Source organism: Massilia sp. UYP34 (genome assembly GCF_056279385.1).
This window is the reverse complement of record NZ_JBWBRF010000002.1, coordinates 553,176-575,576: the sequence shown is the minus strand read 5'-3', so window position 1 is coordinate 575,576 and position 22,401 is coordinate 553,176. Positions and strand designations below refer to the sequence as shown.

General features: G+C 68.8%; 21 protein-coding genes and 1 pseudogene. 8 read left to right on the top strand and 14 right to left on the bottom strand.

Annotated elements, in window-relative coordinates:
- The first annotated feature begins 178 nt into the window (after positions 1–178).
- Genes ACZ9AQ_RS05915 through ACZ9AQ_RS05900 form a run of 4 tightly spaced genes read left to right on the top strand, consistent with a single transcriptional unit; the run spans position 179 to position 8,362 of the window.
- On the top strand, positions 179–2,428 hold the full coding sequence (locus ACZ9AQ_RS05915) for a TonB-dependent receptor (protein WP_429202006.1): 2,250 nt from the start codon (positions 179–181) through the stop codon (positions 2,426–2,428).
- A 56-nt stretch (positions 2,429–2,484) separates the two neighbouring features.
- On the top strand, positions 2,485–3,885 hold the full coding sequence (locus ACZ9AQ_RS05910; RefSeq protein ID WP_429202007.1) for an oxygenase MpaB family protein: 1,401 nt from the start codon (positions 2,485–2,487) through the stop codon (positions 3,883–3,885).
- 2 nt (positions 3,886–3,887) lie between these two features.
- Positions 3,888–7,424 (top strand): response regulator, encoded by a 3,537-nt coding sequence (locus ACZ9AQ_RS05905; RefSeq protein WP_429202008.1) that lies wholly within the window; start codon positions 3,888–3,890, stop codon positions 7,422–7,424.
- Positions 7,421–8,362 (top strand): diguanylate cyclase, encoded by a 942-nt coding sequence (locus ACZ9AQ_RS05900; protein WP_429202010.1) that lies wholly within the window; start codon positions 7,421–7,423, stop codon positions 8,360–8,362. Before ACZ9AQ_RS05905 ends, ACZ9AQ_RS05900 begins: the two co-directional genes overlap by 4 nt.
- A gap of 10 nt (positions 8,363–8,372) precedes the next feature.
- Here the strand turns inward: ACZ9AQ_RS05900 and ACZ9AQ_RS05895 are convergent, their stop codons facing one another.
- The 6 genes and pseudogenes from ACZ9AQ_RS05895 to ACZ9AQ_RS05870 form a co-directional block, all read right to left on the bottom strand.
- Positions 8,373–8,987, bottom strand: a complete 615-nt coding sequence (locus tag ACZ9AQ_RS05895; protein ID WP_429202011.1) for a DedA family protein — start codon at positions 8,985–8,987, stop codon at positions 8,373–8,375.
- Between the two features lie 213 nt (positions 8,988–9,200).
- Complete coding sequence (locus tag ACZ9AQ_RS05890; protein ID WP_429202013.1) at positions 9,201–9,761, bottom strand: TMEM175 family protein; 561 nt, start codon at positions 9,759–9,761, stop codon at positions 9,201–9,203.
- 24 nt (positions 9,762–9,785) lie between these two features.
- Positions 9,786–10,463, bottom strand: coding sequence for a YoaK family protein (locus ACZ9AQ_RS05885; RefSeq protein ID WP_429202015.1), 678 nt, complete (start codon positions 10,461–10,463; stop codon positions 9,786–9,788).
- Positions 10,464–10,501: 38 nt separating this feature from the next.
- Positions 10,502–12,408 (bottom strand): annotated as a pseudogene (locus tag ACZ9AQ_RS05880) (amidohydrolase).
- Between the two features lie 118 nt (positions 12,409–12,526).
- Positions 12,527–13,222, bottom strand: a complete 696-nt coding sequence (locus ACZ9AQ_RS05875; protein WP_429202017.1) for a hydrolase — start codon at positions 13,220–13,222, stop codon at positions 12,527–12,529.
- A 48-nt stretch (positions 13,223–13,270) separates the two neighbouring features.
- Positions 13,271–13,546 (bottom strand): XapX domain-containing protein, encoded by a 276-nt coding sequence (locus tag ACZ9AQ_RS05870; protein ID WP_429202831.1) that lies wholly within the window; start codon positions 13,544–13,546, stop codon positions 13,271–13,273.
- 162 nt (positions 13,547–13,708) lie between these two features.
- Between ACZ9AQ_RS05870 and ACZ9AQ_RS05865 the strand changes: the two genes are divergently transcribed.
- Positions 13,709–14,635 (top strand): LysR substrate-binding domain-containing protein, encoded by a 927-nt coding sequence (locus ACZ9AQ_RS05865; protein ID WP_429202019.1) that lies wholly within the window; start codon positions 13,709–13,711, stop codon positions 14,633–14,635.
- Here the strand turns inward: ACZ9AQ_RS05865 and ACZ9AQ_RS05860 are convergent.
- The 3 genes from ACZ9AQ_RS05860 to ACZ9AQ_RS05850 all read right to left on the bottom strand — a co-directional run bounded on the left by ACZ9AQ_RS05860 (position 14,632) and on the right by ACZ9AQ_RS05850 (position 16,439).
- A complete protein-coding gene (locus ACZ9AQ_RS05860) occupies positions 14,632–15,015 on the bottom strand; it encodes an OsmC family protein (protein ID WP_429202021.1) in 384 nt (127 codons plus the stop codon). The two genes, ACZ9AQ_RS05865 and ACZ9AQ_RS05860, sit on opposite strands and share 4 nt — an antisense overlap.
- Before the next feature lie 79 nt (positions 15,016–15,094).
- The gene (locus ACZ9AQ_RS05855) at positions 15,095–15,796 is read right to left on the bottom strand and encodes a pirin family protein (protein WP_429202023.1); all 702 of its coding nucleotides are present in this window, start codon (positions 15,794–15,796) and stop codon (positions 15,095–15,097) included.
- A 331-nt stretch (positions 15,797–16,127) separates the two neighbouring features.
- Complete coding sequence (locus tag ACZ9AQ_RS05850) at positions 16,128–16,439, bottom strand: c-type cytochrome (RefSeq protein ID WP_429202025.1); 312 nt, start codon at positions 16,437–16,439, stop codon at positions 16,128–16,130.
- 267 nt (positions 16,440–16,706) lie between these two features.
- On the opposite strand from ACZ9AQ_RS05850, the gene ACZ9AQ_RS05845 reads away from it, so the two are divergent.
- A complete protein-coding gene (locus ACZ9AQ_RS05845) occupies positions 16,707–18,845 on the top strand; it encodes a TonB-dependent receptor domain-containing protein (RefSeq protein ID WP_429202027.1) in 2,139 nt (712 codons plus the stop codon).
- Positions 18,846–18,855: 10 nt separating this feature from the next.
- Here ACZ9AQ_RS05845 and ACZ9AQ_RS05840 read toward each other — a convergent pair whose 3' ends face one another.
- Together ACZ9AQ_RS05840 and ACZ9AQ_RS05835 are read right to left on the bottom strand one after the other, a co-directional pair.
- On the bottom strand, positions 18,856–19,080 hold the full coding sequence (locus ACZ9AQ_RS05840) for a Rap1a/Tai family immunity protein (RefSeq protein WP_429202029.1): 225 nt from the start codon (positions 19,078–19,080) through the stop codon (positions 18,856–18,858).
- Positions 19,081–19,104: 24 nt separating this feature from the next.
- On the bottom strand, positions 19,105–19,242 hold the full coding sequence (locus ACZ9AQ_RS05835) for a hypothetical protein (RefSeq protein WP_429202030.1): 138 nt from the start codon (positions 19,240–19,242) through the stop codon (positions 19,105–19,107).
- A gap of 190 nt (positions 19,243–19,432) precedes the next feature.
- Here ACZ9AQ_RS05835 and ACZ9AQ_RS05830 point away from each other — a divergent pair, with 190 nt between their 5' ends.
- On the top strand, positions 19,433–19,966 hold the full coding sequence (locus tag ACZ9AQ_RS05830; RefSeq protein ID WP_429202032.1) for an ankyrin repeat domain-containing protein: 534 nt from the start codon (positions 19,433–19,435) through the stop codon (positions 19,964–19,966).
- Between the two features lie 11 nt (positions 19,967–19,977).
- On the opposite strand, the gene ACZ9AQ_RS05825 is transcribed toward ACZ9AQ_RS05830, so the two are convergent.
- Both ACZ9AQ_RS05825 and ACZ9AQ_RS05820 read right to left on the bottom strand, forming a co-directional pair.
- Positions 19,978–20,604, bottom strand: a complete 627-nt coding sequence (locus tag ACZ9AQ_RS05825; protein WP_429202034.1) for a PEP-CTERM sorting domain-containing protein — start codon at positions 20,602–20,604, stop codon at positions 19,978–19,980.
- Between the two features lie 213 nt (positions 20,605–20,817).
- On the bottom strand, positions 20,818–21,135 hold the full coding sequence (locus ACZ9AQ_RS05820; RefSeq protein WP_429202036.1) for a putative quinol monooxygenase: 318 nt from the start codon (positions 21,133–21,135) through the stop codon (positions 20,818–20,820).
- A gap of 184 nt (positions 21,136–21,319) precedes the next feature.
- On the opposite strand from ACZ9AQ_RS05820, the gene ACZ9AQ_RS05815 reads away from it, so the two are divergent.
- Positions 21,320–21,838 (top strand): hypothetical protein, encoded by a 519-nt coding sequence (locus ACZ9AQ_RS05815; protein WP_429202037.1) that lies wholly within the window; start codon positions 21,320–21,322, stop codon positions 21,836–21,838.
- 13 nt (positions 21,839–21,851) lie between these two features.
- Here the strand turns inward: ACZ9AQ_RS05815 and ACZ9AQ_RS05810 are convergent, their stop codons facing one another.
- The gene (locus ACZ9AQ_RS05810) at positions 21,852–22,391 is read right to left on the bottom strand and encodes a GNAT family N-acetyltransferase (protein ID WP_429202039.1); all 540 of its coding nucleotides are present in this window, start codon (positions 22,389–22,391) and stop codon (positions 21,852–21,854) included.
- Positions 22,392–22,401 lie beyond the last annotated feature (10 nt).

Genomic DNA, 22,401 nt, shown 5'->3' with positions numbered 1-22,401 from the left:
GGCGTTGCATTCCGTCGTATTTTGTTCAATAACTTCCCCATAGACTATTGCCTGTAGTCACGAGCTGTTAGACTCGCAGACTCGCATAATACGGCGCAATTTTATTTGCCCGAGCAGAACAATCGAGGTGATCTTGCCCAGTGCGGGCAAGTATCGGTCCAGACGGGGATTTATTTACATGAAAGCAATTCAGGCCCGGCGAGCCCGGCAGCTGCTGGTCGCGGCGGTGTCGGGACTCGTGGGCGGCGTCGCCCACGCCCAGCAGATTCCCCCTGGCCAGGACGATGGCGCGGCCGTGCCGGAAGTCGTGGTCACCGCCCAGCGCACCGCATCGCTGGCCTCGCGCACCCCGGTCGCGGTCAGCGTCGTCAGCGGCGAGCAGCTGCGCGACCTCGGCGCCATCAGCCCGGCCGACCTCGGCCCGCGCCTGCCGAACGTGCACATCGACCAGGCCTTTTCGGGCCTGCGCGTGACGATCCGCGGCATCGGCAACAACGACACCACCGACAAGGGCGATCCGTCGGCCGCCTTCATGCTCGACGGCGTCTACATCGCCCGCCCCGCCGGCCAGAGCGCCAACCTGCTCGACGTCGACCGCATCGAAGTGCTGCGCGGCCCGCAGGGCACGCTGTACGGACGCAACACCACCGCCGGCCTGGTCAATGTGATCTCGAACGCCCCGACCGACCGCCTGGAAGGCGCGCTCGGCCTCGAGGCCGGCACCTACGGCCGGCGCAAGGTCGACGGCGTCGTCAACGTCCCCGTCAACGACGCGCTGGCGCTGCGCGCCGCGCTCAGCCAGCTGCGCCAGGACCCGTTCCTGAAGAACGGCCAGGGCACGCCGCACCGTCCCGGCATGGACCGCGACGAACGCGATGCGCGCCTGAGCGCCAGGATCAGGTTCGACCGCGACGCCACCCTGGTGATGCGCTACGACTACGGCGAGACCGGGGGCAATAACGACCGCATCGTGCCGGACACCAACTTCTTCGACGGCGTGGCGAGCGGCCGGCCGGTGTGGCGCGACAGCACCACCGACGCGCGCCTGACGAACGGCTTCCGACCGCCGAACATGACCCCGGCGCAGGGCTGGCACGACCGCCGCGTGCGCGGCCTGTCGGCCGACCTGAGCTGGAACCTGGGTCCGGCGACCGTGCATTACCTGGGCGCGCACCGCAAGCTGGACCAGGCAATCCGCCAGAACTATCATTACCGCGTGGCCCCGACGCTCGCCCTCGGCGTGATCAACGACTACGATGGCCACAACGCGCAGGATTCGCACGAGCTGCGCATCGCCACCCATGGCGGCGGTCGGCTCGATGGGCAGGCCGGCCTCTACTATTTCAGCGAAGACTCGCACACCTCGTACGCCTTCCAGGGCCTGCGGCGCGTCGGCCTGCCCCCGTACTACGCCTTCCCGCTGCACACCCGGGCGCACAGCCGCGCGGTCTTTGGCCAGCTGACCTGGCGCGTGCTGGACGCGCTGCGCCTGACGGCCGGCGCGCGGCGCACTGCCGACGACAAGGACCGCGTCGGCTCGACCGATTTCCAGCAGGGACCGGCGTTCAATCCGGCCACCGACCGCCGCCTGCCGAACGCCGCCGCGCTGTCCACCACGCGCACCACCTGGCGCCTGGGCCTTGACGTCGACCTGGCGCCGGGTACGCTGCTGTACGCCAGCCTGGCCACCGGCTACAAGGCCGGCGGCTTCAACGACGGCTGCGTGGCCGGCGCCGACATCGGCGGCGTCACCTGCCCGGCGGCGGCCGCGGTCGCGCCGGACTACCTGTATTACCAGCCCGAGGAATTGCGCGCCTGGGAGGCCGGTCTCAAGTCGCGCCTGCTCGACGGGCGGGTCAGCTTCAATGCCGCCGCCTTCTACTACGACTACGCCAATCTGCAGCTGAGCAGCAATGCGATCGTCTCGGGCGCGCCACGCCTGCTGACCGGCAATGCCGGCCAGGCCCGCTCGCGCGGCCTGGAGCTCGACGGCGAGCTGCGGGTCGGCGCCAACGGCCGCCTGCGCTACGGCGCCACCTTCCTCGACGCCCATTACGCGGTCTACCGGCCGAACGTCGGCGTGTCCTGGGCCGGCCGCAAGCTGGACCGGGCGCCGGGCCATGTCTACACCCTGGGCTACGAGCACCGCTTCCATGCGCTGGACGGACAGCTGCACGCCGGCGTGTTCTCGCGCCGCAGCGCCGATTACGCGATCACGATCCCGAGCAACGCTCTGGAATACCGGATCCCGGCGCATACCACGACCGACGCCACCCTGCGCTACCAGCCGGCGCACGCCAGCTGGAGCCTCCTGGCGCGGGTGCGCAATCTCGAGAACGCGGTGCGGCCGACGCTGATCGACAGCTTCGGCATGGCCACGCCGAGCGCGCCGCGCAGCGCCGACCTGCGCCTGGCTCTGCGCTTCTGACCCGAGCCGCTTTTCGACGATTCCCGACGCTTCCCACCGCCGTACCAGGAGACCGTATGCACCGCGACGCACCCCATCCGCCGTTCACGCCGGCCCCGTCCATGCGCGCCGATCCGCCTGCCGATCTCGCCGTCGCCGCCATGCTGGCCGGCGCCGACGGTCCGCAGCAGCTGGCCGAACGCATCGCCGCGGTCAATCGCGAGCTGGCGCGCTGGGACAGCAACGGCGCCCTGGCGCACTGGCAGCCGGGGCCGGGCCTCGATCCGCGCGCCGCCGCGGCGCTGAACGACTACCTGGCCGCCTGCCGCGCCCTGCCCGGGTGGGCCGACCCGGAGCGCATCGCGCGCGCGGAAGGCCTGTTCATGGACATGAGCATGCTGTCGTGCACCCTGCTGTTCTGCGCCAGCCTGCCCGAATGCTACGTGCTGCCGGATCTTTCCGCCGTGCTGCACGCGGCCGGCCAGCTCGAGGCGCACACCGACTACCGGGTGCGCTCCACCGCCGCCATGATCTTCCCGGTCATGCTCGCCGGGGGAATGACCGCCAGCCAGGGCGCCGGCGTGGCGCAGGCGTTGAAGGTCAGGCTGATCCACGCCACCATCCGCCACCTGATCCTGCGCGGCTCGCCCGACGACTCGCTGGGCGCCGGTCCCGTGCGGCCGCTGCTGCCCGCCGGCGGCGGTATCTACCACACGCTGTATGCCCATGGCTGGAACACCGCGCAAAGCGGCCTGCCGTGCAACCAGGAAGAGCTGGCCTATACCCTGCTGACCTTCCACTACGTGTTCCTGCGCAGCCTGCGCAAGCTCGGCCTGGGCCTCGCGCGCCGGGACGAGGAAGACTACCTGCATGCCTGGAACGTGCTGGGGCACCTGCTCGGCATCGAACGCTCCCTGATGCCCGACACCATGGCGCAGGCGCAGCAGGCGTTCCACGACATCCAGGCGCGCGGCCGAGAATTGGTGCGCGCTCCCGATCCGCGCCCGGCACTGGCGGCGGCCCTGATGGGCGCGATGGAGGGCGAGATTGCGCTGCGCCTGTTCAAGCCCTTCCCGACCCTGCTCACGCGCTACCTGTGCGGGCGCGACGCCAGCGCCGACCTCGGGCTGAACCGGCGCCAGCCGCTGTCGTCGCGGCTCGTGTTCGCGGGCGGCCTGGCCCTGGTGCGCGCCACCGACGCCGTCGTGCGCCTGGCTGTGCCGGGCTTCTCGATCAGCCGCATGCTCACGCGCGCCTTCGGCTACCGGCTGGTCACGCGCTTCCTGATGGACCAGACCCGTCCCCTGCGCCTGCCCGACGCGCTGCTGGGCCAGGTGCGCGACGCGCTCGGCCAGTGGCGCCACGACCCGCGCGCGCCGCGCTGGCTGGGCCGCCTCGAAGCCAGGCTGGCCGGGCATGGCGAAGCGGCCGCTGCCAGCGGCAGCGCCGACGTGGATGCGGACAAACGGGCGGCTTGACCATGCGCGCCCTGTCCATCCTGCTCGGCCTGGCGCTCTGCCTGTTGCTGTCCGCGCGCGCGGCGGGCGCCGCCCCGGCGGTCCTGGCCGCCGACACCCCGGCGGTCGAAGGCTGGCCAGCGGCGCGCCTGCTGCGCGACCCCGGCAAGAGCCTGGACGTGGCCGGCGCCCTGGCCGCGCAGGATCGCTTCACGGCGCCCGACAAGGCGTATGGCACCCTGGGCCTGAACCCGGCGCCGAGCTGGATCCGGATCCCGTTCCGGGTCGCGCCCGACGCCCCTGCGCACTGGGTGGTGCAGTTCGACGTCGCCCTGCTGGAATACCTCGACGTCTACCTGGTCGAGGGCGGCGCGCTGCGCAAGCTGGCCGCCACCGGCCGGCGCCAGGACATGAAGGGCGCACTCAAGGGCCGGGTGCCGGCGGTCGCGCTCGAACTCACCCCGGGCCGCGACTACACCTTGCTGGTGCGGGTCCAGTCGCGCGGTCCGAAGCTGCTGCCGGTGACCTTCTTCCAGCAGGACGCCTTCCATCGCGCCGCGCTCGGGGAACAGATGCTGCAAGGGCTGCTGTTCGGCATCGCCGCCTGCCTGGTGCTCTACAGCCTGGGACAGTGGGTCGCGCTGCGCGATGCGCTGTTCTTCAAGTATGCGCTGTTCATCGGCGGCCTGACCGTCTACCTCACGATCTGGCACGGCACGGCCGAGCAGTTCCTGTGGCGCGACCACCTGTGGCTCAGCGAGCACATGATGGGGCTCTCGTCGATGGTCGGCTCGGTCGGCGCCTACCTGTTCGTCGAGCAGATCATGGCGCGGCCCGGGCGCGACCGCAGGTTCCGGATCGTCATGCGCAGCGGCGCGGCGATCTGCGCGCTGACCGGTGTGGCCTGGGCCTTCGACCTGATCACGCACCTGCCGATGATCGCCATCACTTCCACCGTGGGCGCGGTGCCGATGTTGCTCGGGGTGCCGGCGGCATTCCGGCGCATGCGCGAGCGCGACGCGATCGGCACCTACTTCCTGATCAGCTGGGTGGCCAGCTACGGCGGCACGATCACCCAGGGCCTGCTTGCCGCCGGCGAGGTGCCGGTCAATTTCTGGACCAACCACTCGCTGCAGCTGGGGATCACCTTCGACATGCTGGTCTTCATGCACATCCTGAGCCTGCGCGCCAAGACGCTGCGCGCGGCGATGCAGCGCGCCGAATCCGAGGCGCGCATGAAGTCCGAGTTTCTGGCCAATATGAGCCATGAGATCCGCACCCCGATGAACGCCATCATCGGCATGAGCCGGCTGGCCTTGACCGCCGATCCGAATCCCCGGCTGCGCAACTACGTCTCCGGGATCCTGGGCGCCGGCGAACACCTGCTGGGCATCATCAACGACATCCTCGACCACTCGAAGATCGTGGCCGGCAAGATGTCGCTGGAGGCGGCGCCGTTCGCGCTCGACGAGATGCTCGAGCAGCTGTCGAACCTGGTCGGGATGAAAACCGAGGCCAAGGGCATCGAGCTGGTGTTCCGGGTCGGGCCCGGCGTGCCGCAACGGCTGGTGGGCGATCCGCTGCGCCTGGGCCAGGTGCTGATCAACCTGACCGGCAACGCGGTCAAGTTCACCGAGCGCGGCGAGATCGTGGTCGCGGTCGAAGCCCAACCGGGTGCGGCCGGCGACGGCCGGATCATGCTGGCGTTCTCGGTCAGCGATACCGGCATCGGCATGAACGCGGGACAGCTCGAACGCCTGTTCGACGCCTTCACCCAGGCCGACAGCTCCACCACCCGGCAATACGGCGGCACCGGCCTGGGCCTGTCGATCTCGCGCCAGCTGGTCGAGCTGATGGGCGGGCGCATCTCGGTCCAGAGCACGCCCGGCGCCGGCAGCTGTTTCACTTTCACCGTCCCGCTCGGGCTCGACGACGGCCAGCCTGGCGCCGGCGCGCTGCGCCCGGCGATCCTGACCGACCTGCGCGCGCTGGTGGTCGACGACAGCGCCAGCGCGCGCGCCGCGCTGGCCGGCATGCTGGACACCTTCGGCGCGCGGTCCGACAGCGCCGCCTCGGGCCAGGAGTGCCTGCGCATGCTGGCCGCGGCGCAGGCCGAAGGCCGCCCCTACCAGATCGTGCTGATGGATTACCTGATGCCCGGCCTGGATGGCGTCGAGACCATCCGTCGCATCCCCGCCCACGTCGCCGGCGCCACGCCGCCGGCGATCCTGATGGTGTCGGCCGTCGGCCGCGAGGCGGTGCTGGAGAGCGCCGGGGAACTGCCGGTCGACGCCTTCCTCGACAAGCCGGTCGGCCCGGCGCTGCTGTACGACAGCGTGCTGCAGGTACTGCATCCGCACGCCGCGCCGGCGCAGGACGGCGGCGACGCGCGCGCCGCGCATACGCCACCGGCCATCATGGCCGACCTGCCGCGCCTGGACGGCGCGCGCATCCTGCTGGCCGAGGACAACGCCAACAACCGCGAGGTCGCGCTCGACTTCATGGCGGCCGCGCGCACGCAGGTCGATGTCGCCTTCAACGGCGAGGAAGCGGTGCGCATGGCGCGCGCGGGCGACTACGACCTGGTGCTGATGGACATCCAGATGCCGGAGCTGGACGGCCACGCCGCCACGCGCGCGATCCGCCTCGATCCGCGCCTGCGCACGCTGCCGATCGTGGCCATGACGGCGCACGCCATGGCCAGCGACCGCGAGCAGAGCCGGCTGGCCGGCATGAACGACCACGTGACCAAGCCGATCGACCCCGACCTGCTGTTCTGCACCCTGCTCAAGTGGATCGACCCGGCCCGCCTTGACGGCCGCTCCCTGCCAGCGGACGAACGACCAGCGGCGGTGTCGGCGGAATCGGTGCAATCGACGGGATCGGCGGAATCGGCGGCAGCCATCGCGCGCGCCCTGCCGGCGGTGCCCGGCATCGACTGGGGCCTGGCCCTGGACCATGTCGACGGCCAGCGCAGCCGGCTCGAGAAGCGCGCCGGCAGTTTCGTGCGCGAGTACGGCGATGCGCCCGCCATCCTGCGCGAGGCGCTGGGCGGCGGCGACCATGCGCGCATGCAGTCGCTGGCGCACAACCTCAAGTCGAGCGCGGCCTATGTCGGCGCCTTCGCGCTGTCGGCCGCCGCCGGCCGCCTGGACCAGGACCTGCGCGCCGGACGGCATGAACGGATCGGGGTCCAGGTGCCCGCGCTGATCGCCGCCGCCGAGCCGGTGCTGGCCGGCCTGGCCCGGGTGGCGGCCTTCGGCCGGCCGCCACCGGCTGCCGCGCCGGCGCTGGCCGAGGTGGTGGCCCGTCTCGACGGCTGGCTGCGCACCGACGACGCCTGCGCCGAGGACGCGCTCGATCAGCTCGAGGCGCTGCTGGCCGGCGGCCAGCGCGCGCCGCAACTGGCCCTGCTGCGGCGCGCGATCGACGACCTGGACTACGGCGCCGCGCTGGCGCCGCTGTCGGCGCTGGCGGCGCAGCTCGGCCTGAGTCACGGCCTGAATCACGGCTTCAGTCAAGGCGTTAGTCACAGCGTCGCCCTGGAAGGTAACAGATGAACCTGGTGGAAACCCAAAAAGTCCTGGTGGCGGACGACGACGCCATCAACCGCGAAGTGCTGGGCGAACTGCTCAAGCCCGAATACACGGTGCTGCTGGCCCGCAACGGCGCCCAGACCCTGGAGCGCGCCGCGCGCCACCTGCCGGACCTGATCCTGCTCGACGTGATGATGCCCGACGTGGACGGCTACGAGGTGCTGCGCCGCCTGCGCGCTGCGCCGCGCACGGCCCACATCGCGGTGATTTTCATCTCGGGCCTGAACCGCCCCGAGGACGAGGCAAACGGCCTCAGGATGGGCGCCTCGGACTACATCGTCAAGCCCTTCAACCACACCGTGGTGATGGCGCGCGTGGCGCTGCACCTGCAGGTGGTGCGCCAGCGCCGGATGCTGGAGCGGCTCGCCAACATCGACGGCCTGACCGAACTGGCCAACCGCCGCCGCTTCGACGAAATGTACGACCTCGAATGGCAGCGCGCACGGCGCTCGGGGCGCCCGCTGTCGCTGGCACTGCTCGACATCGACGCCTTCAAGCAGTTCAACGACCGCTACGGCCACCCGGCCGGCGACCGCGCGCTGCGCTCGGTGGCGCGGGTGACCGGCGCCGCCTTGCGCCGCCCGGGCGACCTGGCGGCGCGCTACGGCGGCGAGGAATTGCTGCTCCTGATGCCCGACACCGACGCGTTTGATGCGCGCCGGGTAGCCGAAGGGGTGCGCGAGGCGGTCACCGCTCTGGGCATCGCGCACGAGGCGTCGAGCGTGGCGCCGCTATTAACGGTCAGCATCGGCGGCGCCACCCTCGATCCTGGCGGCGACGAGCAGCAAGCCGGGCTGTTCGAAGCGGCCGACGCCCATCTGTACCGCGCCAAGCAGAACGGACGCAACCAGGTCTGGTGGCGCGCCGGCTCTACTATCCCCGAGGCGTCCCGGCCGTCCTGAGGTGAGTACTTTAGGACTCCTGCGCCTTGGCGCGCTTCTTGAAGGTCGCCACCCGGTACAGGTACCAGCCGAGCAGGCCGATCAGCACCGCCTTCGAGACCGGATCGACGTATTGCGCCACCCGTTCGTACTGGCTCTCGAGCATGTAGCCGGCGCCGGTCAGGATGCCGGTCCAGACCAGCGAGCCCACCGTCGAGTACAGCAAAAACTGTCCCATCGGCATGCCGGCGAGGCCGGCCGGGACCGAGATCAGCGTGCGGATCGCCGGAATCAACCGTCCGAACAGCACGACCTTGCGTCCATGCTTCTCGAATGAATCCATCGCATGCTCGATGTCGCCATGGGTGACGGTCATCCAGCGCGCATGCTTGTCGGCAAATTTTTCCAGGCGTTCTTTGCCATAGACCTTGCCGGCGTAGTACCAGGGCAAGGCCCCGGCCACCGAACCGGCGGTGCCGGCAAGCAGCACACCGACCACGTGCAGGTCGCCGCGCGCGGCGACGAAGCCGGCGAACGGCATGATCAGCTCGGACGGAATCGGCGGGAAAATATTTTCCAACGCCATCAGGGCGAACACGGCCAGGTAGCCGCCGCTCTGCATGAACTCGGTGATGAAGTCGAACACGGGGCGCTCCCACTGGTTAGGCAGCCTCCACCATATCCCGTCCGATGGTGCGCTTCTGTTCGCTTTCGTACGGATCGGCCGCGCGGCCCGGCCGGTGCAGGCAGCGCCAGACGTGGGGCGACAGGCCGGCCACCTCGTGGAAGGTGCGGGTGAAACGCGACTGGTCGCAGAAACCGTGGGCGTGGGATGCCGTTCAGGTGCGGTGGCGTCCAGTCACGGCTTACCGCGTTCGTTCCGGTTCGGCGCCAGCCACAGCGCCGCCAGCAGCACGTGAATCAGCGCCGCCATCAACGGTTGCCACAGCGACACCCCCACCGCCAGTGCGTAGATGGCCAGCGACAGCCGGTTCTTGCCGTTCTGCCAGGTGTGGGCGTGATCCAGGCCGGCAAGCGCGCCCAGGCGCCACGCCAGCAGCATGAAGGACACCGAGCACAGGAACAGCACCACGCCGTACAGGGCCACCGGGGCCGGCGCCAGCGGGTGTTCGGCGGCCCAGGCGGTCACGAACGGGATCAGCGACATCCAGAACAACAGGTGCAGGTTGGCCCACAGCGTGGCCCAGTCGACCCGCTCCACGCGCTCGAACAGCGCATGATGGTTGACCCAGTAGATGCCGATGTAGACGAAACTCAGGGCGTAGCGCAACCAGCCCGGGACGACCGCCAGCATGTCGCCGAACGCCGCGTCGTGCGGCGGCGTCAGCTCCAGCACCATGATGGTGAGGATGACGGCAATCACGCCGTCGCTGAACGCCTCCAGGCGGTTCTTGGTCATTGGAATGTCCTACGCCTGAATGTCCTACGCCTGGCCGAGGCCGGGCTTGACCAGGTGCAGGCACAGGATCGCCACCGGGACGATCAGCGCCACGAAGCCGGCCGCCAGGAACAGGAAGGCGCCCGCCGCGCAGCCGAGCGCGAAGCCGAACAGCGGCCAGAAGAACTTGCTGCAGCGCGCCGTGGTGGCGGCGTCGCCGGCCCCGCGCAGGTGGTCCACGGTATCGATCACCAGCTGGGTCACGTTCCCGGTCATCATCGAGGTCGGCGCCAGGTGGGCCAGCAGCAGCTTGCTGGCCGCGCTGTGCGCCCCCATCGCCGCGGTGCCGAGCAGGCCCGCCGCCATGGCCAGCGCCGACATGTCGCGCGTGACCGGCTCGGCCAGCATGCCGCAGGCCATGAAGCCGATCAGCAGCACCAGCTGCAGCAGGTATGACGGCCGCTGCGCATCCCTGCCGCGCCGCTCGCACCACGCCACCAGCAGGCGCGCCGCGGCGATGCCGAGGATAAACGCCGGAAAGGCCAGGATCTTCAACAGCGACGGGATGTTCGCCGGGTCGGCCAGCGAGGCGCCGAGCAGCACGAAGTTGCCGGTGACGTGGGCCGTGAACAGGCCGAACAAGCCGATGAAGCCCAGGGTGTCGACGTAGCCGCCGAGAAAGCCCATGTCGAAACCCTGCAGGCGCGATGGAGCGGCAGGCACAGTCGCAGGGGCAGGAGCAGGGGCAGGAGCGGCCATCGTCAGAACGCGAAGCAGCTGCAACCGAGCGCGCCCCAGAAGCCGCCGACATCCGACACCGGCACGTTCGCGCGACGCGCGGCGTCGTGGCCGTGGGCATGCACGCCGCACGGGCCGCTGCACTGGTGCGGCAGCGCCTGCCGTGGCAGGTTCGGCTGGGCGCGCGCTTCGGCCGCGTTGGCCCGTCTCCAGTGGCCCGCCACCTGCGTCACCGGCGACCAGTCGGGCAGCACCGGAATCGGCGGCGGTCCCAGGCTGCTGAACTCGGCGGCGCCATGCACGATGCGCCCACCGACCACGGTCAGCACCGATTCGATCGCCTTGATCTGTTCGGCGTCGATGCTGAAGAAGTCCTCCGACAGCACCGCGAGGTCGGCCAGCATCCCCTCGCGGATGCGGCCCTTCTTCTGCTGCTCATTGGAGAACCAGGCGCTGCCCGCGGTCCACAGTTCCAGCGCCACCTGGCGCGGCAGGTGGCCGGCGCTGCCGTACAGCGGCAGGCCGCCCACGGTGCGGCCCGTCACCAGCCAGTACAGCGAGGTCCACGGGTTGTAGCTGGCCACGCGGGTGGCGTCGGTGCCGGCGCCGACCGGCACGCCAGTCTGCAGCATCCGTTTCACCGGTGGGGTGGACTGCGCCGCCGCGCTGCCGTAGCGCTCGATGAAGTATTCGCCCTGGAACGCCATCCGATGCTGGATCGCGATACCGCCCCCGAGCGCGGCGACGCGGTCGATATTGCGCTGGGTGATGGTCTCGCAGTGGTCGAACATCCAGTGCAGGCCGTCGAACGGGATGTCGCGGTCGACCTTCTCGAACACGTCGAGCATGCGCGAAATCGATTCGTCGTAGGTGGCGTGCAGGCGAAACGGCCAGCGCTGGGCCACCAGGTGGCGCACCACGCGTTCCAGTTCGTCTTCCATGCCGGGGGCGAGCTCGGGGCGCGGCTCCAGGAAATCCTCGAAGTCGGCCGCCGAGAACACCAGCATCTCGCCGGCGCCGTTGTGGCGGTAGTAGTCGCTGCCCTGCCCCGGCGTCACCATGCCGGTCCAGCGCCGAAGTCTTCCAGCTCCTTGCCCTTGCTCTGGGTGAACAGGTTGTAGGCGATGCGGATGGTGAGCTGGCCGGCCTTGTCGAGTTCCTCGATGACGGCGTAGTCGTCGGGGTAGTTCTGGAAGCCGCCGCCGGCGTCGATCGCGCTGGTCAGGCCCAGGCGGTTCAGTTCGCGCATGAATTGCCGGGTCGAGTTCACCTGCAGGTCGTAGGGCAATTTCGGCCCCCTGGCCAGGGTCGCATACAGGATCATCGCGTTCGGACGCGCGACCAGCATGCCGGTCGGGTTGCCGGCGCCGTCGCGCACGATCTCGCCGCCCGGGGGATCCGGCGTGTCCTTCGTGTAGCCGACCGCGCGCAGGGCCGCGCGATTGAGCAGGGCGCGGTCGTACAGGTGCAGGACGAACACCGGCGTATCCGGCGCGGCGGCGTTGATCTCGTCCAGGGTCGGCATGCGGCGCTCGGCGAACTGGAATTCGGTCCAGCCGCCCACCACCCTGACCCATTGCGGATTGGGCGTGCGATCGGCCTGCTCCTTGAGCATGCGCAGGGCGTCAGCCAGCGACGGCACGCCTTCCCAGCGCAGCTCGAGGTTGTAGTTGAGGCCTCCGCGGATCAGGTGCAGGTGCGAGTCGTTCAGGCCCGGCACCACGGTGCGGCCGTTCAGGTCGATCACCTGGCTGCCGTCGCGGCGGTGGCGCATCACGTCGTCGGTGTCCCCCACGGCCAGAAAGCGCCCGTCGTGGATGGCGACCGCGCTGGCCTGGGGCTGTTCGCGGTCGACCGTCGCGAAGCACCCGTTGATCAGGATGAGCGGCGGGGCCGATTGCGCGCCCGCGCTGGACTGTGCTTGGTTCATGCGTGTACTCCCGATAGCGCCTGGCGCGGCTCGCCCGGCGGGTTTGCGGTGGCGAAAACGCCGGTCGCTTCCGGCGTGTCGGTCGGCGTGTTGGCCGGCATGTTGGTCGGCGCGCCGATCAACGGGCAGGATGGGCAGGAACCGGCGCCAGCATCTCGTGCGTACCCTGGGCGCGCGCCGCGGCCTTGTGCACCATGGTGTAGGCGTAGTCCACGCCCATGCCGTAGGCGCCCGAGTGCTCGGTGACGATCTTCATCACCGCCTCGTAGGTGTCGCGTCGGGCCCAGTCGCGCTGCCACTCGAGCAGCACCTGCTGCCAGGTCACCGGCACCGCGCCGGCCTGCACCATGCGCAGCATGGCCATGTCGTGCGCTTCCCTGGTGGTGCCGCCCGAGGCGTCCGACACCATGTAGATCTCGTAGCCGCCTTCGAGCATCGCGCACAGGGCGAAGGTGGTGTTGCACACCTCGGTCCACAGGCCGGCCACGACGACCTTCCTGCGGCCGTTGCTGGCAAGCGCGTCGCGCACCTTCTGGTCGTCCCACGAATTCATCGAGGTGCGCTCCAGGATCGGCTGGCCCGGGAACACGTCCAGCAGTTCGGGGTAGGTGTTGCCCGAGAACGACTCTGTCTCGACCGTGGTGATCGTGGTCGGGATGTTGAACACCCTGGCCGCCTTGGCCAGGCCCACGACGTTGTTCTTGAGGGTCTGGCGGTCGATCGACTGCACGCCGAACGCCATTTGCGGCTGGTGGTCGATGACGATCAGCTGCGAATTCTGCGGGGTCAGGACTTCGAGTTTTGGATTGCTCACGATGTTCTCCGTGGGTTGAAAAACGCGCTGGCTGGTGAAATCCGCGGATCAGCCCTGGTGCGGACCGTCCGGTTCCTGCGCATGGGCTTGCGGCGGCTTGGCTACGCCCGTGATCTTGGGCTGGCATTCGCTGGCGAACCAGCTGGCGGTGACCGGGCGGCCGTCGATCAGGCGCTTGGCCACCGGGACGATCTGTTCGCCGATCAGCATGCCCAGCAGGCCAACCAGGGCAATGGCCGGCGGCGCCGGCGAGCGCACGTTGATCAGGCCATACAGCAGGCCGGCCAGGATGCCGGCGCCCAATGAAATCAGATACATGTTCAGCTCCTTCTTGCAGGCGACGCCCGATCGGCGCCCGGTCGATGAAGTATCGTTAGACCAGCGCCACGGCGATAGAATCAGATTGCCATGTTGAGCAAGCCAATACTTGGTGCGGGCCGGTGCTTGGCGCTACCATGGCGCCATCACCCAACGTGGGAAATACAATTGCTCAAGCTCAGCCTCGACGCCCTCCAGATCATCGAAACCATCGCCCGTCGCGGTTCCTTCGCCGGGGCGGCGAAGGAACTGTTTCGCGTGCCATCGACCATCTCGTATACCGTCTCCAAGCTCGAGGACGACCTGGGCGTGCGGCTGTTCGAACGCTTCGGCCCCAAGGTGACGCTCACCGCGGCCGGCCAGGAACTGCTCAGGGAAGGCCGCTACCTGCTGCGCGCCGCCGGCGACCTCGAATCGCGGGTGCGGCGGGTGGCCTCGGGCTGGGAGACCGAGATCGCCCTGGGCATGGATTCGGTGTTATCGAGCGGGGCGCTGCAGCCGGACATCGAAGCCTTCTATGAGGTGGCCGACCAGACCCGGTTGCGCATCGTCCGCGAGTCGCTGTCGGGCACCTGGGACGCCCTGCTCGACCGCCGCGTCGACCTGCTGGTAGGCGCGGCCGGCGAAGGCCCTTCGGGCGGCGGCTATACCGCCGAACCGCTCGGCAGCAGCGCCTTCGTGTTCACGGTCGCCCCGCACCATCCGCTGGCGCGGATAGCGCATCCGCTCGACAAGACCGACCTGCTGCCCTACCGGGCGATCTCGGTCTCGGACTCGGCGCGCGTGCTCGGCGCGCGCACCGTCGGCCTGCTGTTCGGGCAAGACACGCTGGCGGTGCCCGACATGCGCACCAAGTACGAGTTCCAGGTCCAGGGGCTCGGCTTCGGTTTCCTGCCGGAAGCATGGGCGCGACCGGCCATCGACCAGGGATTGCTGGTCGAGAAACAGGTGGTGGAACCGAAGGCGGACGAGACTTTCTATCTCGCCTGGCGCAGCGGCGAGGATGGCGCCGCGCTCAAGTGGTGGATCGCGCGCATGCGCACCGGGGCGGCCTTCGCGCGCATGCTGCCCGACCCCTGCGCGGGCCCAGCCTAGATCGCGTCGGTCAGGATCCGGATCGGGCCTGACAGGGTCTTGTGGACCGGGCACTTGTTGGCGATGTCGAGCAGACGGGCGCGTTCCTCCGCGCTCAGCCGGCCGACCAATTCGATGCTGCAGCGAAACACGTAGGCGTCGTCCTGCTGGCCATGGTCGATGGCGACCCGCACGTCGTCGAGTTGCATGCCCTTGCGCCTGGCATACATCGTCACGGTCAGCGCGGTGCAGGCCGCCAGGGAGGCGGCCAGGAGATCGTGCGGCGCGGGACCGCTGTCGTCGCCGCCCAGGGCTTCGGGGGCGTCGGCGATCAGCTCATGCTTGCCGATCCGGATCTTGTATTGCAGCTTGTCGTTGCCGCGCGTAGTGGTCACTTGCATGGCGGTCTCCCGTTATCGTCGCCAACTTCGTCATGTGCCGGGGGCCGCCCCTCCTGGGGGCGGCGAGCGCGGCGGCTCCTTATTGCGGCAGGTCGAACAGCAAGACCTCGGCGCCGGCCGCCTGCGCCAGGGTCACCGCGTCCTCGGCGGTCACTTTCAGCGCGTCGCCGCCGTCCAGCGCGATCCCGTTGACCGTCACCCGGCCGCGGACCACGTGGACGTAGGCCTGGCGGCCGGCGGCCAGGGCGTGCTCCACCCGATCGTCGCCATCCAGGATGGTCGCATACAATGCGGCGTCCTGGCGCATCGACACCGATCCCTCGCGGCCGTCGTTTGAAGCGATCAGGCGCAGCTTGCCGGTCTTGTCGGCCGCGTCGAAGTGCTTTTCTTCGTAGCGCGGCTCGGCGCCGCCCACGTTCGGCATGATCCAGATCTGCAGGAAGTGAACGCCCTCGGTCTTCGAGTGGTTGTATTCGCTGTGCACCACGCCCGAGCCCGCGCTCATGAGCTGCACGTCGCCGTAGCGCAGCACCGAGCCGTTGCCCATGCTGTCCTTGTGCTCCAGCGCGCCGTCGAGCACATACGAGATGATTTCCATGTCGCGGTGGCCGTGCGAATCGAAACCACGGCCGGGCTCCACCTTGTCCTCGTTGATGACGCGCAGCGGACCGAAGCCCATGTGCTTCGGATCATGGTAGTGGCCGAAGGAAAAGGTGTGCTTCGAGTCGAGCCAGCCGAAACTGGCGCCGCCGCGTTCATTGCTTTTACGTACGTTCAACATGGTGTCATCCTTTCGTAATGGGTAATCATCGATCCACTCGATCGCCGGGGCGGAGAAATCCGCAGGTCTTTCCGGCTTGTGTTCGACGCGATGGAGTCATTATGCTCGCACGACGAGGACTTGAAAAACGGATAATCTCACCGCCTTTCATCGAAATTTTCGAACATGGCGCCGACGTCAGCGCCGCCGTTGATGCCGAAGGGAGAGAACGCCGGGGAGATCGGGAGGAGCATGGGCGGGGCCTGTCGTCCAGGCGCCGCGCCCGTATGGGAGGACCGCGCCGGTAGCCCGGCATGGTCGATGTGCGGCGCCGGACGGCGCCGCCGGTGGGTCATTTCTGCGCCAGGATCCACTTGGCCAGGGTTTTCGCCTCGGCGTCGCTGACCTGCGGGTTGGCCGGCATCGGCACCGGACCCCACGTGCCGCTGCTGCCCTTCTGGATCTTCAACGCCAGGCGCGCTTCGGCGCCGGCGTCCTTCGCATACTTGGTGGCGACGTCCTTGTACGACGGACCGACGAGTTTGCTCGCAACGGCGTGGCAGGCCATGCAGGCCTTGGCCTTGGCCAGGTCGGCGCTGGCATGGGCCGAAGGGATGGCGGCGGCGGCGGCAAGGCTCGCGGCCAGGATCATGGTCTTCTTCATGTGTACTCCTCAGGGGGCTGTAATGACAATGGGGCGCTGGCCGGGACCGACAGCCTCGTCCCTGGCGCACCCGGCATGATAGCCGACAACCTGCCGCCCTAGCGACCAATGGCCGAGTTCGGAGGCGCCCGGCCCCCTCATCGATGCCACATTTCTACAAATAAGAATAGGAATGATTCGTATTTGTGTTTAGAATATGAGCAACCTGATCTTTACATCGCTTTACATCTGTATCTACACGCTCTTAATTAAAACCACGGAAAAATGATGCCTACCCCAGTTCTTCACGCCCCGCTGCTGCGCCGTTCGCTCCTGAGTCTGGCCATCGGCGCCCTGCCCGTCGCCGCGCATGCCGACGCCGTCCCGGCCGACATGGCGACCGTCGTCGTCTCGGCCTCGGGCTTCGAGCAGACCATCCGCGAAGCGCCCGCCTCGATCACCGTGCTGACCCGCGACCAGCTCGAGAAAGAGCGCTTCGGCAACCTGGCCCAGGCCCTGGAAAGCGTGGAAGGCATCGACGTGGCCGCCGCCGGCGACAAGACCGGTGGGATGAACATCAGCGTGCGCGGCATGCCGAGCGATTACACCCTGCTCCTGATCGACGGCCGGCGCCAGAACGCGGCCGGCAACGTCACGCCGAACGGCTTCGGCGGCACCTCGACCAGTTTCATGCCGCCGGTGAGCGCGATCGAGCGCATCGAAATCATCCGCGGACCGATGTCGACCCTGTACGGTTCGGACGCGATGGGCGGCGTGGTCAACATCATCACGCGCAAGGTCGGCAAGCAGTGGAACGGCTCGGTCTCGGCCGACTACACGGTGCAGGAAGAATCGGCATTCGGCGACGTCAAGGCCGGCAAGTTCTACCTGAGCGGCCCGATCGCGAGCGAGGTGCTGGGCCTGGCCCTGCGCGGCAGCGCCCAGCGGCGCGACGCCGCCAGCATCACCTACGAGGGCCAGACCAACGGCCTGAACATGGGCGCCAATCCGGTTGAATCCACCGTGCGCAATCTCGGCGCGCGCCTGGCCTTCACGCCTCATCGCAACCACGAGGTGACGCTTGACGCCGACGCCACGCGCCAGAAGTACGACAATTCGACCGGACTACTCGGCACCCTGGGCGTGCAGGGCGGCTACGGCCCGGAGCAGCAGTACAACCGCAACCAGTACACCGCCGCCTACAAGGCACGCCTGCCGTTCGGCACCTGGGACAGCAGCTATATGGTCAACCAGACCGAGACCAATGGCCGCACCATTCCGCCGGGGACGCCGGGCGCGGCGGCCGGCTCCCCGCGCACGCTGGAAGTCGAGAGCAAGGTGTTCGACACGAAGCTCCTGGTCCCATGGGGCAATCACCTGACCACCATCGGCGCCCAGCACTGGGATGCCGAGATGGTCGACGGCGTCGCGCCCGAGGTGTTCGCGTTCACCCAGAAGGCGCTGTTCCTGGAAGACGAATGGCGGCTGCACGAGCGCCTGGCCCTGACCCTGGGCGCGCGCTACGACGACCACAGCATCTTCGGTGGCCAGACCAGCCCGCGCGCCTACCTGGTGTGGACGACGTCGCCGCGCTGGACCTTCAAGGGCGGCGTCAGCAAGGGCTATAAAACGCCGCGCGTCGAGCAGCTTTCGCCCGGCATCATCGGCTTCGGCGGCCAGGGCACGATTCCCCTGGTCGGCAGCCCGGGCTTGACGCCCGAGACCAGCGTGACGACCGAGCTGGGCGCTTATTTCGACAACGGCGCCGGCTGGACCGGCAACGTCACCGTGTTCAACAACGAGTTCCAGGACAAGATCACCAGCGGCACCGGCCTGCTGAACTGCGCCTACCGCCTGGCGCCGGACCGCCCTGGCTGCGTCAGCTTCGGCAACTGGCCGAACGTCGATGCCTTCAGCCAGTCGATCAACGTCGACGAGGCAGTGACGCGCGGCGTGGAACTGGCGACCCGCTTCCCGCTGGCCGCCGGCTGGGTCGCCAGCGCGAACTACACCTATACCGAGAGCGAGCAGAAAAGCGGCGCCAACGCCGGCAAGCCGTTGTCCGACACGCCCGAGCACGCGCTCAATGCGCGCCTGACCTGGGACATCTCGCAGCAGTGGAACGCGTGGCTGCGCGCCGAGTACCGCAGCGAGCGCTATCGCGATCCGGGCGTCTCGGCCGTCACCCGCGCCGCCAAGGCGACGCTGGGCGACTACAAGGGCTATGGCATGCTGCACCTGGGCACCGCCTACCAGCTCAGCCCGACCATCTCGATCAATGCCGCGATCTACAACCTGCTCAACAAGGACTTCGTCGACTACCGTCCTTACCAGTCGACCCCGACCGCGGCGCCGACCTATGGCAGCGTGTACGTCAACAATATGGACGGTCGTCGCCTGTGGGTGTCGATGAACGTCGACTTCTGACCATCCTCGCTCAGCGCTTCTTCTTGCCCGGCGGTGGGCAGGGAAAGCGCCGGCGCAGCTCGGCCAGCACCAGCGGCGCCGCGTTGCGTTTCAGTTCGGCCGGCTTGCGCGTCGCCTTCAGGCGGCGCACGACGGCCACGTTCAGTTCCTGCGGCAGCACGGGCCTGGCCAGGCACCATTCGCGGCCATGGCCCGCATCCTTGATGCCGTTCAGGTAGGCGTCCACCCGTCCCACCTTCTTGCGGTTGATGTAGTCGAGCTAAGTCCTGGGCTCCTTGAGGCGATGCTCGATCACTTCCTGGCCGGTCATCGCATTGAACGGATACACATAGGGAATCGAGGCCAGCGCGCCGGCCGGCATGCAGGCCGCGAGCGCCATCCAGGTGCCGGCTTTCATGGGCTCTCCTGTGGAACAATCGGCGTCCCATGGTGCGGCGGCGGCGCCCGGCGCCGCTTGCGGACCCTCAATCGTGCGCCAGCCGCAGGTCCGGCTCGGCCTCGAACACCCCCCGTCAGCTGGCGTGCGGCGACTGCGTGGCGGCGCCGGATGTGATCTAATCAACCATCGCACCGACACAGGACCCCGCATGCAAGCCAATGAATCCACCCTGCCGGCCACGCCGGCGGAACTCGACGAAGCCACCCTCGCATGGTTGCGCGAGGTGTTCCAGTACGCCCGCAAGGGCGACGCCGAACCGCTCGGCGCGCTGCTGGCCAAGGGCTTGCCGCCCAATCTGCGCAACGAGCGCGGCGACAGTCTCCTGATGCTGGCCTGCTACCACGGCCACCTCGACGCCGCGCGCGTGCTGCTGGAGCACGGCGCCGATCCGCAACTGTTGAACGACGCCTCCCAGGCGCCGCTGCACGGCGCCGCCTTCAAGGGCGACCTGGCGGTAACGACGCTCCTGCTGGACCACGGTGCCATCGCCGACCATGCGGGACCGTCCGGCAGGACCGCGCTGATGTTCGCCGCCATGTTCAACCGGGTCGACATCGCCCGCCTGCTGATCGAGCGCGGCGCCGACCCGGCGCTGCGCGATGCCGGCGGCGTCAGCGCCCACGATGCGGCGCTGCGCATGGGCGCGCCCGACACCGCGGCGCTGCTGGCGCCGGCTGCCTGATTACGCGCCTGTCAATCCCGGCGCGCCCGCCGCCGGCGCGCGAACCCGATGGCCGCCAGGCCCAGGCCGGCGAGCAGCACGCTCGACGGTTCCGGCACCTCGCCTTCGATCGACGCGCCCGCCAGGTAGCCGGTCGAACCCGAGCAGGGATCGGAGAAGTAGTTGCACCCGAATGGTTCGTCGCTGTGCGCATTCACGACCGTGAACAGGCCGCCGAGGCTCGCGATCTCGACGTGCGAGTTGCCGTCATTGGCGTAGATGTATCCGTCCAGCAGGCCGCCGGGCAGGAAGGTCAGGTTCAGCCGGATTCGATCGAAATAGTGCGCGGGCAGCTTGCGGTGGCCATAATCGATGTAATTCGCACGACCTTCGTCCGCCCACGGCTCTGCATACCAGTAGCGCAGCGACAGCAGGCTGTCCTGCCCATCGAGGCAAGGCTCGCCCAGGTCGCACATGTTCACGAAATCGAGTTCCAGCTTGCCCTGCGCGACCGCGTCGTCCGAAAACACGAGTTCCATGTTCAGGCCCGGCGGCGAGATTGGCGAAGTGCCGACCTCGTGCCAGGAATAGGTGACCGCGGCCTGCGCCGGCTGGGCCAGCAGCGCGGCCGCGAACAGGTAGGGGATGATGGGCGCCATCGACATGCTCCTTGTGGTTATTCACCTCGGGTGAGCAAATAGATGAGCAAGAAGCGGGCCAAATATGGTCGGAATGGCAACTCTTTGATTCTACGAAATATTTCCGCAGCCGCGTCAATACGTCGGCGAACCGTGTTAAATTTTTCGACAGCGCCCTCTTACGCCCAGGCGCGATCCGTCCGGCGCGACCGCCCCGGCTGAAGTGCGCCTCGCTCAGGCGGGCGTGTACCTGCGCACCACCACCGGGCGGTCGACCAGCGCCGGCAGGTCGGCCACCAGGGCGGCCATGTGGGCGCTGGCGTCGTGCAGTGCTATCGCCTCGGCATCGCGCCAGTATTCCACCATGATGAACTCGCGCGGGTCCTCGTCCGAGCGCTGCAGCTCGTACAGGATGCAGCCGGCTTCCTTGCGGGTGGCGTCGATCATCTCGTGCATGCGCGCCGCGAGCGCGGCTTCCTGGCCGGCCTTCGCGTAGAGGGTGGCGATGATCGTCACTTGCTGGCCTGGGGTGTCGTTCGGTTGCTGATCCATGATCTTCCTTGGTTTGGGATGGCGCGCCACGGTCTGGAGGTGCCTGGCGTCGCAGCAGTATAGAACGTCCCGCGCGCGGCTGCCGGCCGGCCCACGATTTCCCTTCATGCATCGGCATCCCCTATAATCGTAGCCGCCCAGGGGCGCGCCCGCGGGCAAGCTTCCACCTTTACCTAGGATTCCGATGAAAGCCCTGCCTCTTGCCGCTCTGCCTCTTGCCGCACTGCCTCTTGCCGCACTGCCCCTTGCCGTATTGCTGCTCGCCTCCGGCTCCGCGCTCGCCAATGCCAGCCCTGGCGATGCGGCGCTCCTGACCTGCCGCGCCATGACCGATGTCGCATCGCGCGTGGCCTGCTATGACGCGATCCCCGTCGGTGTGGCGAGCCCGGCGACGGCGGCCCGGGCGGCAAGCGCGCCGGCCCCGGCCGGCGCCGAGGACAATTTCGGCATGGAGGCGGTGAAGCAGCGCGAGACGCAGCCCAGCTCGGTCCAGAGCACGGTCGTCGGCAGGTTCGAGGGCTGGGGCCCGGGTTCGCGGATCCGCCTGGCCAACGGCCAGGTGTGGCGCGTCGTCGACGGCAGCGACGCGGTCCTGGCCCCGCGCGACGACGCCAAGGTCAGCATCGAACGCAATCTGTTCGGCACCATCTTCATGCGCGTGGAAGGCAGCAACGCCTCGGCCAAGGTGCGCCGCGTCGAATGATCCGTCCAGCAAATTAAGTGAGCGGGCGCGCCATATGGACGGCGCCCGCCGGATACGTGAGCAGGCCCGCATCGCCGGTCGAGCGCTCCTTGAAGCCGAGGCCGCTCCAGAAGCGCGTGCTGTCCTGCACCGAGACCAGCGCCGCATGGGTCAAGCCCCGGGACGAATCCAGGCGTCGGCCGCGGCCCAGCAGATGCGCCACCAGCGCGCGCGCCAGTCCGCGCCCGTGCGCGCGCGGATCGACCGCCAGGTCGTGCAGGTACAGGGTGTCGGCGTCCGGCGCGATCTCGAACGGCGCGCCCAGGGCGGTGACCCGTCCCAGGCGCGACGGGTAGGCGAACAGGTAGCCGCACACGCCGCCGGCATCGCACGCGGCCAGGCAGGTGGCGGCGGCCGCATCCAGCCGCGCCTTCACCACCGCCGCCGCTTCCTGCATCGCCGGCGGATAGCAGGCCGCCTGCACGCGCAGCACGGCGTCCAGGTCGGCGGGCAGCAGCGGACGGATGCGCATCGAGGTCGGGATCGGCATGGCGGGACGGTCAAAAGCGCGCATGGTAGCATGC

Coding starts and splice junctions, on each gene's coding strand:
- ACZ9AQ_RS05915 (WP_429202006.1), top strand. CDS start 179: ATGAAAGCAATTCAGGCCCGGCGAGCCCGGCAGCTGCTGGTCGCGGCG.
- ACZ9AQ_RS05910 (WP_429202007.1), top strand. CDS start 2,485: ATGCACCGCGACGCACCCCATCCGCCGTTCACGCCGGCCCCGTCCATG.
- ACZ9AQ_RS05905 (WP_429202008.1), top strand. CDS start 3,888: ATGCGCGCCCTGTCCATCCTGCTCGGCCTGGCGCTCTGCCTGTTGCTG.
- ACZ9AQ_RS05900 (WP_429202010.1), top strand. CDS start 7,421: ATGAACCTGGTGGAAACCCAAAAAGTCCTGGTGGCGGACGACGACGCC.
- ACZ9AQ_RS05890 (WP_429202013.1), bottom strand. CDS start 9,761: ATGACCAAGAACCGCCTGGAGGCGTTCAGCGACGGCGTGATTGCCGTC.
- ACZ9AQ_RS05860 (WP_429202021.1), bottom strand. CDS start 15,015: ATGCAAGTGACCACTACGCGCGGCAACGACAAGCTGCAATACAAGATC.
- ACZ9AQ_RS05855 (WP_429202023.1), bottom strand. CDS start 15,796: ATGTTGAACGTACGTAAAAGCAATGAACGCGGCGGCGCCAGTTTCGGC.
- ACZ9AQ_RS05850 (WP_429202025.1), bottom strand. CDS start 16,439: ATGAAGAAGACCATGATCCTGGCCGCGAGCCTTGCCGCCGCCGCCGCC.
- ACZ9AQ_RS05845 (WP_429202027.1), top strand. CDS start 16,707: ATGCCTACCCCAGTTCTTCACGCCCCGCTGCTGCGCCGTTCGCTCCTG.
- ACZ9AQ_RS05835 (WP_429202030.1), bottom strand. CDS start 19,242: ATGAAAGCCGGCACCTGGATGGCGCTCGCGGCCTGCATGCCGGCCGGC.
- ACZ9AQ_RS05830 (WP_429202032.1), top strand. CDS start 19,433: ATGCAAGCCAATGAATCCACCCTGCCGGCCACGCCGGCGGAACTCGAC.
- ACZ9AQ_RS05825 (WP_429202034.1), bottom strand. CDS start 20,604: ATGGCGCCCATCATCCCCTACCTGTTCGCGGCCGCGCTGCTGGCCCAG.
- ACZ9AQ_RS05820 (WP_429202036.1), bottom strand. CDS start 21,135: ATGGATCAGCAACCGAACGACACCCCAGGCCAGCAAGTGACGATCATC.
- ACZ9AQ_RS05815 (WP_429202037.1), top strand. CDS start 21,320: ATGAAAGCCCTGCCTCTTGCCGCTCTGCCTCTTGCCGCACTGCCTCTT.
- ACZ9AQ_RS05810 (WP_429202039.1), bottom strand. CDS start 22,391: ATGCGCGCTTTTGACCGTCCCGCCATGCCGATCCCGACCTCGATGCGC.